Raw genomic sequence first — 10,238 nt, forward strand, 5'->3', positions numbered from 1 at the left:
CGCCGTGGACCGCGGCGGCGTGCCGGAGCAGCCGACCGACCGTCAGAGGACCGTCCTGCATCGTGCTCCGCACGGTCAGACCCGCAGGGTGACGGTCTTGGTCTGGGTGTAGTGCTTCAGTGCCTCGAAGCCCTTCTCCCGGCCGTAGCCGCTGGACTTGAAGCCGCCGAAGGGGGTCTCGACGCCGCCCGCGAAGTACTCGTTGACGAACACCTGACCGGACTGCAGCTGCGCGGACACGCGGTGGGCGCGGGACAGGTCGGTCGTCCACACCCCCGCCGCCAGGCCGTACCGGGTGTCGTTGGCGATCCGCACCGCCTCCTCGTCGGAGGTGAACCGGATGGCGCACAGCACCGGGCCGAAGATCTCCTCCTGGGCGATCCGCATGGAGTTCTCCACCTCGGTGAAGATCGTCGGCTGGACGAAGTGCCCCGCCCGCAGCGCCGGGTCGTCGGGGACGCCGCCGCCGACGGCGACCTTGGCCCCCTCCTCGACACCCAGCTCGAGGTAGCCGGTCACCTTCTCGAACTGGGCGGCGGTGGCGAGCGGGCCGAGGTCGGGGTTCTCCAGACCGGGGGCGAGCGTGGCACCGGCGGCCCGGGTGACCAGCCGCTCGACGACGTCGTCGTAGACGTCGGCGTGCACCAGCAGCCGGGTCCCGGCGGAGCAGACCTGGCCGGACTTGAAGGTGAACCCGATCCACGAGCTCCGGGCCACGGCGTCGAGGTCCGCGTCCGGGAACACGATGTTCGGCGACTTGCCGCCCAGCTCCAGGGTCACCGGCACGAGCCGGTCGGCGGCGGTGCGGGCGATGAGCGCCCCGGTGTCGACCGAGCCGGTGAAGGCGATCTTGCGCACGCCGGGGTGCTCGACGAGCGCGGCCCCCGCCTCGTGCCCGTAGCCCGGCACCACGTTCAGGACGCCGGGCGGCACCCCCGCCTCGAGCGCGAGCCGGGCCAGCTCCAGCGACGTGAGCGGGGTGTCCTCGGCGGGCTTGACCACGGCGACGTTCCCGGTGGCGAGTGCCGGGCCGAGCCCGCGTGCGGCCTGGTTCAGCGGCGCGTTCCACGGCAGCACGAAACCCACCACGCCGAACGGCTCGTTCACCGTGTACGACAGGTAGTCCGCGCCCAGCGGGATGGTCTCGCCGTGCAGCTTGTCCGCGGCGCCGCCGTAGAACTCGAAGTACCGGGCCGCGGTCTCGACGTCCCCGTGCGACTGGACCAGGGCCTGGCCGTTGTCCAGCGTCTCGAGCCGGGCCAGCTCGTCGGCGTGCTCCCGCAGGACGGCGGCCAGCCGCAGCAGGATCCGGCCGCGCTCGGCGGGCTTCGGCCGCGACCACGCGGGCAGTGCGCGCTCGGCGGCCCGGACGGCCGCGTCCACGTCGGCCGCGAGACCCCTGCCGACCTCGGCGAGCACCTCGCCGTCGGCCGGGTTCCGGGTGACGAAGGTCCCGCCGGTCGCCGTGACCGGCTCCCCGTCGACGAACGGCTGGTACGAGGTGTGCACGTGTGCTCCTACTTGAAGTCGAAACCGGCGTAGCCGTCGTCCACGACGGCCTGGCACCGCGTGACGTAGTCCCCGAACCCGCCGGGGTAGGGGATGAAGACGCGGGAGTCGTCGTCCCGGTTCACGTGCACCATGTAGTTGTCGACCTTGCGGCGGAGCATCGGCTCCGCGATCGACGCCACGTGTTCCGTCCACTCGTCCTGGGCCTCGACGGTCGGCTCGACCCGCTCGTACCCGCGCTCCCGCATGTGCGCGACGAGGTCGGCGACGAAGTCGAGGTGCTGCACGTTGGCCACGTTCATGTTGGCCAGGACCGACGGGCTGGCGGGCCCGGTGACCAGGAACAGGTTCGGGAACCCGGTGGTCGTCAGGCCGAGGAAGGTCCGCGGGCCCCGGGTCCAGTTGTCGCTGGGCCTGCGCCCCTCCTCGTTGCGGATGTCCGCCCCGTCGAGCGCCCCGGTGAACGCCTCGAAGCCCAGCGCGAAGATCACGACGTCGAGCTCGATCTCACGTCCGCTCGCCAGCCGGATGCCCTGCGGGACGAGCCGCTCGATCGGCTCCTCGCGCAGGTCCACCAGGGTGACGTTGTCCCGGTTGAAGGTCTCGTAGTAGCCGGTGTCGATGCACAGCCGCCGGACGCCGATCGGGTACGCGTCGGGGACGAGCCGCTCGGCGGTCTCCGGGTCCCGCACCGTGTCGCGCACCTTCGTCCGGACGAACTCCGCCACAACCTCGTTGACCTCGGGATCGATGCCCTGGTCGGTGAACAGCGACAGGAGCGACTGGCCGCCGAACGCCCAGCGCTCCTCCAGCATCTGCTGGATCTGCTCGGCGGTGTAGTCCTTCGACGAGCCCCGGCCCGGGGGCAGGATGAGCCCACCGGGGGTCTGCATGATCTCCCGGTAGACCTCCTCGACCTTGCTCGCGAGCCGCGCGTACTTGCGCTGGTCCGCGGGCCGGTTGTAGGCGGGGACCGAGTAGTTCGGGGTGCGCTGGAAGACGTGCAGGTGCGCGGCCTCCTTCGCCACGGCGGTGATCGTCTGGACCCCGGACGAGCCGGTGCCGATCACGCCGACGCGCCTGCCCGCCAGCTGCACCGGCTCGTGCGGCCAGTGCGAGGTCTGGAACCACTCGCCGCGGAAGTCCGCGAGACCCGGGAAGTCCGGGTCCCGCGCCTTCGACAGCTGACCGCTCGTCATGACCAGGAACTGCGCGGTCACCGCGAGGCCCGCGTCGGTGGTGACGTGGTAGCGGTTCGACTCCGGGTCCCACTGCGCGCCGTTCACCCATTGCTCGAACGCGATGTGCGGGCGGACCTCGTACCGGTCGGCCACGTGGCGCAGGTAGGCCAGGATCTCCGGCTGGGCCGCGTAGCGCTCCGTCCAGCTCCACTCCCGGTACAGCTCGGGATCGAAGAAGTAGCAGTAGTTAGCGCTCTCGATGTCGACCCGGGCACCGGGGTAGGCGTTGTGGTACCAGACGCCGCCGACGTCCGGGGCGCCCTCGATGCCCAGTACGGACAGGCCCTGGGACCGGAAGCGGTGGATCGCGTAGATGCCACCCATCCCGGCGCCGACCACGACGACGTCGTAGTGGCGCCCGTTCCGCTCGTCCCCGGTGCTCACGGTGTCCTCCTCGACGGTGGTGTGCGGTGTGCTCACGCGAACTCGTGCAGCCCCTCTTCGACGGCCTTGATCTGCAGCGCGAGCAGCTTCGAGCCGTAGCGCGACTGTTGGAAGCCGCCCGCCATGAACCACAGTCGAGGGTGCCCGGACGGGCGGAAGACGCCCTTGATCTCGCCCTGCTCGTCCAGCCCCCACACCGTGGTCAGCCGGTCCGCCAGGTCGTCGCCCACGATCGGCCGGATCGTGTCGCGCATGTTGGGCCACCCCGTGGCGAAGACGACGATGTCGGCGGGCGCCTCCGTGCCGTCGGAGTAGACGACGCCGTCCGGCGTGAAGCGCTCGACCTCGCCGTGCTGCAGGGCGATCCGGCCGTCGGCGATCAGCCGCGAGCAGCCCTTGTCGATGTAGTAGCCCCCGCCCCGGATGAGGCTGAGCCCGAAGAGGCCGGAGCCGTTGATGCCGTCGGTCAGCCGGAAACCGGCGGCCCGCAGCCCGTCGAGCAGCTCCTTGTCGATCTCGGCGAGCTGCTGGACGCCCGGCCCGGCGGTCTCGAGGAACAGGTGCCACGGGAACGACAGGGCGACCAGGTCGGACTGCTCCACCGGCGGGCTGGACTCGCTGTACAGCGCCTCGTGCATCGCGGGCACGCCGTATTGGCTGGAGATGACGTAGGTCGGGCCGCGCTGGACCATCGTCACGTCTGCGCCCATCTCGCAGGCGTCCTGGGCGACGTCGTGGGCGCTCGCGCCGGTGCCCACGACCACGACCTTCTTCCCCTGGAGCCCGCGCCCGCCCGCGTGCGCGCTCGAGTGCACGGCGATGCCACGGAACCGGTCGACGCCCGGCAGCTCCGGGATGTCCGGGGCGCCTGCGAAGGCGCCGGTCGCGAACACGACGTGCTTGGGGTGCAGCTCCCGGGTCTCGCCGTCGCGCGTCACGGTGACCGTCCACCGACCGGCCGCCTCGTCGTACGTCGCGCTCTGGACCGCGCTGTTCGTCCAGACGTTGAGCTGGAGCATCCACGCGTAGGCCTCGAACCAGTCCGCGATCATCTCCTTGGGCGCGAACACGGGCCAGTTGTCCGGGTAGCTCAGGTAGGGCATCTGCCCGTACCACTTGGTGTCGTGCAGCGAGAGGTTGTGGTAGCGGTTGCGCCAGACGTCACCGACGCGCGGGGTCTGCTCGAGGACGAGTGTGGGCACCCCGAGGTGGCCGAGCCGGGCGGCGATGTTCAGTCCCGCGTGCCCCGCTCCGACGACGACGACCGTGGGCTCGGAGTCGGCGAACTCGCGCTCGCGCTCGCGGTACTGCGTCCACGTCTCCCGCTGCTCGACCGGCTGGTTGTGCTTCTCGCGCGCGGCGTCGTGCACGGACGTGCGCTGCTCCTCGTGCCCGTGCAGGTCCTGCATGGCCGTGAGGAACGTCCACGCCCGCCACTCGCCGTCCTCCTGCTGCATGAGCCGCAGGACCCCGCGCCCGTGCGCGATCGCGGTGTCGAACTCGTGGAAGGCGGTGAGCACCCCGTCCGCCACTCCCGCCGGGACGTCGGTCGCCACGACCATGTCGCGGAACCCGGTGGCGGCGAGCCGCTTGCCGAAGCTCTCACGCACACTCGCCACACCGCGCGCCGTGGTCAGGTCCCAGTTGACGCACAGCAGATCGCGCCACCAGCAGTCCGCCACGAAGAGGCGTTCCAGCGCGTCGAGGTCCCCGGCGCCCGCCGCCCGCTCGAAGGCGGAGAGCCACTCGGCGGCGACTCGCGTCGGGTCGGCGTGGTCCTGCGGCGCGTCCGCGACTGCGGCCTCGGTCATCGGTGACTCCTTCGCTCCTAGCGGCTCGTCAGCGAGCCGGTCCGCACAGTGGTACAGCGTTCCGCGCGTTGCTCCTGAATGCTGGCTCGCCACCGACCCCACTGTCAACCTCCGCGCACCGGACCCGAAGGGAATTGACACGGGGCGTCTCCGGCTCCACGATGTGACGCACGACGCTGGTACGACGTTCCGCACAGCGGACCACCCAGTGGGCGACGCGACGAGGCGAGCGCAGGAGGGCTGATGGCCGACATCGACATCCACTCCCCGGAGTACCGCGAACGGACCACGGAGTTCGAGGCCGAGGTGCGCGGCTGCCCCGTGCGCTGGACCGAGAGCCACGACGGGCACTGGCTGATCAGCGGGCACGCCCCGGTGACGGAGGGTCTCCGCGACCGGGACCGGTACTCGACGGTCAAGTTCACCGACGAGAACGGCAAGCTCTCCGGCGGGCTCACCATCCCGACGGCCGAGGGCTACCGCGCCCTGCCGAACGAGGCGGACCCGCCGGAGTGGGACGGGCTGCGCAGGCTGCTTGCCAAGCCCTTCAGCCCGGGGGTCGTCGAGCAGCTCCGGCCGATGATCCAGCGGTACGCCACCGAGGTGATCGACCACATGGTCACCGACGGCGAGGCCGACTTCGTGATGCAGGTCGGCAGCCCGGTCACCGCGCTCGTCACGCTCGACATCCTCGGCCTCCCCCTGGAGGACTGGCGCTTCTACGCCGAACGCATCCACCAGACCTTCACCGGCGTGCCCGGCGGCGGCGACTCCGAGGCGGGCATCCCGGGGATCCAGAAGCGGTTGTCCGAGACCATCGCCGCCCGCCGTCTCGAGCCTGGGACAGGGCTGGTCGACGAGCTCATCGCGGCCGAGATCGACGGCGAGCCGCTCACCGACGAGACGGTCAAGGACCTCGTCTACGACATCCTGGTCGGGGGGTTCGACACGACCGCCGGACTCCTGGCCGGGGCCGTCCGCTGGCTCCAGGACCGGCCCGAGGAACGGCAGCGCCTGCTCACCGACGACGCCTACCTCCGCACCGCGACCGAGGAGTTCCTCCGTTACGTCAGCCCCGCGGTGGGCCTGGCCAAGACCGCGACCCAGGACTTCGAGCTGCACGGCGAGAAGATCGGCCGCGGCGATCGCATGTGGTTCATGTACCGCGCAGCCAACTGGGATCCGGAGGAGTTCCCGAACCCGGAGCAGGTCGACCTCGGCCGCGCCCCGAACCGCCACGTCGCCTTCGGCTCCGGCATCCACCGCTGCCTCGGCTCACACCTCGCCCGCGCGATCTTCCAGACGGTCATACGCGAGTTCCTGACCCGGCTGCCGGACTACGAAGTGGTGCAGGAGAAGGCGGAGTCCTACGTCTTCGCCTGCGTCAACGCAGGCTTCGCCTTCCTGCCCGTCCGCTACACACCCGGTCCGAAAGTGCACCCCACCCCCATCCTCGCCGAGCTCTGACACCGTTCGGGGCGGGCCGGACCCAGCCGCGCACGGCGTCGATCCCCGACGCCGTGTGCGGGTCCGTGCTCAGGGGAGCGCGACCCGCAGGCCGGGGAGCATCTCCTCGGTGACCCCCCACAGCTCGGCCGTGGTGGCGCCGCCGTCGACCACGAGCACCTGCCCGGTCGTGCGAGCCGCGAGATCGGAGCACAGGAACAGCACGGAGTTCGCGATGTCGACCGTCCGCGGGGCGGCGAGCGGATTGATCCCGTTGACCGCGTACTCCCCCGGCGGCTGATCCATATTGCCGCCGCCGACATTGCCCGGGGCCACCACATTCGCGCGAATGCCGTAGCGCCCGAATTCGTGGGCGAAGGTCTTCGCCAGCGAGATCACGCCCGCCTTCGCGGCGCCGTAGGCCCCGTGGAACGCCGCGGCGACCATCCCGTCGATCGACGCCAACGCCACCAGCGACCCGCCCGACCCCTGCCCGACCATCCGCCGGGCCGCCTCCTGCCAGACGTAGAAGACCTGGGTGAGGTTCTCCCGCAGCTGCGCGTCCCAGGCCTGCGGGGTGATGTCCAGCAGCCCGTCCCAGGTGGCGAGCCCGACGATGTCCACACACACGTCCACGCCACCGAACTCGGCGGTGACCAGGTCGAACGCGCGGACCACCTCGTCCGGCTCGCGCACGTCCGCGACGATCGGCAGCGCCTGTCCCCCGGCCTCGGTGATCTCGGCCGCGATCGCCTTCGCCCGCCCCTCGTCGATGTCGACGCACGCGACCGAGGCTCCCGCCGCTCCCAACAGCTGCGCCGACCAGCGTCCGTGCCCCGCGCGGACCGGGTTGTACCCCGCCCCCGCCACGACGGCCCGCTTGCCCTCCAGCCCCAGATCGATCATCGGACCCGTCCTCTCACCCACGACGACCCTGTCATCGGCATTTTTCGTCATTTCGAAATTGCTTCCTGGTTCACGAATACCGTTGCGAAACAATCGATGCGTTGTCAAGATGACCGAGACATCGGCATCCACATCGAGGTGAGGTCATGCCAGCGCCCTCCGCGCGTTCGGCCACGCGCGCCGTCTCCGTCCTGGACTACTTCACGACCAACCCGGGTCGTGCGTTCACGCTCTCGGAGCTCTCGGCCGCCGTCGGCGCGAGCCCGTCGTCGCTCTCGTCGGTACTCCAGGCGCTGTTGGACAAGGGCTATCTGGTGCGGCACCCGCGCCACAAGACCTACGAGCTCGGCCCGGCCCTGGTGGCGGTGGGCCACGCCGCGATCGCCCGGCACCCCGTGGTCGACCTCGCCCGCCCCGAGCTCGCCCGGCTCGCCGCCGAGATCGACTCCGAGTGCATCGGCAGCGTGGTGCTGGGCGAGGACCTGCTCATCCTGGCCGTGGAGGGTCGGGCCACCCAGCGGACCCGCGGGCTCACCGTCGGCGTCCGGATCCCGTTCATGCCCCCGTTCGGCGAGATCTGGCTGGCCTACGGCGGTCCCGGCGAGATCGAGCGCTGGTGGGAGCGCGGATCGCGGCACCCCGACGGCGTCCTCGGCACGCCGGACGCCGACTCCGTCGCCCGACTGCGCGCCGCGCTGGACGAGGTCCGGTCCCGTGGGTACGCGGTCGTCCTGCGCAACGCACTGCTCACCGCGTTCGGCGAGGCCATCACCCTGCACAACCACCGACCGGTCGCCGACGGGTTGCGCGAGCGGGTCCAGGAGCTCGCCGAGGCCATCGGTACGCACTACGAGCTGCTCGACAGCCACCCCGAGGAGACCTACGAGGTCGAGATGATCATCGCCCCGGTCTTCGGACCGGACGGCGCGGTCGTCTTCGCGATCAGCCTGGTCTGCCACGGGACCTGGACCGGGGCGGAGATCGGCCGGATCGCCGACCGGGTCGTCGACACCGGTCTCGGGCTCACCCGGGCGATCGGCGGGCGCGTCCCGTCGGCCGACGAGCAGCGGACCGCCTCGTGACCCGCGGCCCCGCCGCGGACGCCGCACTCGACGCGATCCGGGTCCGCGCCGACGCCACGCCGGAGTGCCCCGGCGTGTCCGTGGTCCCGACGACGTGGCACGGCGTACCCGTCACGCGCTACGTGCCGCCGGGCGTCTCGGCACAGGACCCGGTGCTGCTCTGGTTCCACGGCGGCGGCTACCGCCTGGGCACAGCCCGCGGGTTCGGCCGGTGGAACGCGGGCCTGGCCGTGCGGTGCGGTGTCGAGGTGGTCTCCGTCGACTACCGGCTCGCCCCGGAGCACCCCTATCCCGAGGCCCTGCTCGACGCCGTCCTGGCCTACACCGCGGCGGGCGGGCGACGCGTCGTCGTCGGCGGTGAGTCGGCGGGCGGCGGGCTGGCCGCGGCGCTGCTGCTCGCCGTCGCGGACCGTGACCTGCCCGCACCCCTCGGGGGCGTGTTGTGCTCGCCGTGGCTGGACCTGCGCAACGCCTCCGCCTCGTTCGCCGAGGACACCGACCCCCTGTTCCCGAAGGCCTCGGCCGACACCGCGGCCGCGCTCTACCTCGCCGGACATCCGGCGACCGATCCCTACGCCTCCCCCCTGCTCGGGGACTGGTCGCGGCAGCCGCCGCTACTCGTCCAGGCGAGCACCACGGAGAGCCTGCGGGAGGACGCCGTCGGGCTGGCCGCGGTGGCCCCCGGCGCCCGTCTGGAGCTCTACGACGGGCTGCCCCACGCCTGGCACATCGGCTATCCGGAGGCCTCGGGCAGCGAGGCGGCCGCCACCTCGGTGGGCCGGTTCGTCGCCGAGGTCACCGCGTCCACGGAGGTCCAAACGACATGACCACAACCCCAGTGCGCGACACGGTCCTCGACGCCTTCGGGCTCACGGGCCGCGCCGCCGTCGTGACCGGCGCGGCGAGCGGGATCGGCCGCGAGACCGCGCTCGTCTTCGCCCGGGCGGGCGCGGACGTCGCCCTCGCCGACCGGGATGCCGTGGGCCTCGAGGACACGGCCCGGCTCGTCCGCGATGCCGGCCACACCGCGCTCGTGTGCCCTACGGACGTCACGGTCCGGGCCGAGGTCGAGGCGCTGGCCGACGCCGCCCTCGCGGCCTTCGGCAGGCTGGACGTCTGGGCGAACGTCGCGGGCGTGCTGCGGTACTTCTCCCTCGCCGAGGCCGAGGAGGCGCAGGTCAGGACGATCATCGACGTGAACCAGCTCGGCGTCTACTGGGGGACCGCGGCGGCCGGGCGGCGGATGGCGGCCGCGGGCCGCGGGTCCATCGTCAACGTCGCCTCGACCGGCGGTGAGCTCGGCGTCCCGGGGCTGTCCGGCTACGGGATGACCAAGGCGGCGGTCCTGCATCTCACCAGGACCGCAGCCGCAGAGCTCGGCCCGGCGGGCGTGCGGTGCAACGCCGTCGCGCCGGGGTTCGTCGAGACGCCGATGGTCGCCCTGCACTACACCGATTCCGAGGGTCGCGTGGACACCGACGCCCGCGAGCGCCTGCTCACCCAGCGCGCGAGCGGCGCCCCGTTGCAGACCACCGGCACGCCCCGCGACATCGCGCTCGCGATGCTCTACCTGGCGAGCGACGCCGCGGCCTTCACCACGGGACAGACCCTGCGGCCCAACGGGGGAGTCACCATGTCGTGATCCCGCCGCGCCGACGCGCGCACCCGTGTGCCCGAAAACGCAGACATCACGTCAGAAAGTCCTGAGGAGACATTCGATGGTCGACGACCACCTCATCCGCGCCGCGGTGGAGCAGGCGGAGCCGAGCGCACTGCGTCTGGCCCTCTACCAGGCGACCGGCGATCCCGAGATCGCCGCCACCCCGCTGGAGCGCCAGGTGGTCCGCGGCGGGGCGGGC

The 10,238-nt window shown here is 71.9% G+C and carries 8 protein-coding genes; 4 read left to right on the plus strand and 4 right to left on the minus strand.

Annotation, left to right across the window (positions count from 1 at the left end; all coding sequences use genetic code 11):
• Positions 1 to 75 precede the first annotated feature (75 nt).
• The 3 genes from H5J29_RS09820 to H5J29_RS09830 are packed head-to-tail and all read right to left on the minus strand — an operon-like array spanning position 76 to position 4,945.
• Entirely contained in the window at positions 76 to 1,509 is a 1,434-nt protein-coding gene (locus H5J29_RS09820) for an aldehyde dehydrogenase family protein (RefSeq protein WP_181780616.1), read from the minus strand.
• Positions 1,510 to 1,517: 8 nt separating this feature from the next.
• Positions 1,518 to 3,170, minus strand: coding sequence for a flavin-containing monooxygenase (locus H5J29_RS36185; protein ID WP_312858137.1), 1,653 nt, complete (start codon positions 3,168 to 3,170; stop codon positions 1,518 to 1,520).
• On the minus strand, positions 3,167 to 4,945 hold the full coding sequence (locus tag H5J29_RS09830) for a flavin-containing monooxygenase (protein ID WP_181780617.1): 1,779 nt from the start codon (positions 4,943 to 4,945) through the stop codon (positions 3,167 to 3,169). Before H5J29_RS09830 ends, H5J29_RS36185 begins: the two co-directional genes overlap by 4 nt.
• Positions 4,946 to 5,188: 243 nt before the next feature.
• Here H5J29_RS09830 and H5J29_RS09835 point away from each other — a divergent pair, with 243 nt between their 5' ends.
• A complete protein-coding gene (locus tag H5J29_RS09835; RefSeq protein WP_181780618.1) occupies positions 5,189 to 6,412 on the plus strand; it encodes a cytochrome P450 in 1,224 nt (407 codons plus the stop codon).
• Positions 6,413 to 6,481: 69 nt separating this feature from the next.
• Here the strand turns inward: H5J29_RS09835 and H5J29_RS09840 are convergent, their stop codons facing one another.
• On the minus strand, positions 6,482 to 7,297 hold the full coding sequence (locus H5J29_RS09840; RefSeq protein WP_181780619.1) for an SDR family NAD(P)-dependent oxidoreductase: 816 nt from the start codon (positions 7,295 to 7,297) through the stop codon (positions 6,482 to 6,484).
• Between the two features lie 146 nt (positions 7,298 to 7,443).
• Here H5J29_RS09840 and H5J29_RS09845 point away from each other — a divergent pair, with 146 nt between their 5' ends.
• The 3 genes from H5J29_RS09845 to H5J29_RS09855 are packed head-to-tail and all read left to right on the plus strand — an operon-like array spanning position 7,444 to position 10,021.
• The gene (locus H5J29_RS09845; protein WP_181780620.1) at positions 7,444 to 8,379 is read left to right on the plus strand and encodes an IclR family transcriptional regulator; all 936 of its coding nucleotides are present in this window, start codon (positions 7,444 to 7,446) and stop codon (positions 8,377 to 8,379) included.
• Positions 8,376 to 9,206 (plus strand): alpha/beta hydrolase fold domain-containing protein, encoded by an 831-nt coding sequence (locus H5J29_RS09850; RefSeq protein ID WP_181780621.1) that lies wholly within the window; start codon positions 8,376 to 8,378, stop codon positions 9,204 to 9,206. The genes H5J29_RS09845 and H5J29_RS09850 overlap by 4 nt, the downstream gene beginning before the upstream one ends.
• On the plus strand, positions 9,203 to 10,021 hold the full coding sequence (locus tag H5J29_RS09855) for an SDR family NAD(P)-dependent oxidoreductase (RefSeq protein WP_181780622.1): 819 nt from the start codon (positions 9,203 to 9,205) through the stop codon (positions 10,019 to 10,021). The genes H5J29_RS09850 and H5J29_RS09855 overlap by 4 nt, the downstream gene beginning before the upstream one ends.
• The last annotated feature ends 217 nt before the right edge of the window (positions 10,022 to 10,238 follow it).

Source organism: Pseudonocardia pini, assembly GCF_013870575.1.
Taxonomy (GTDB): Bacteria; Actinomycetota; Actinomycetes; order Mycobacteriales; family Pseudonocardiaceae; genus Pseudonocardia; species Pseudonocardia pini.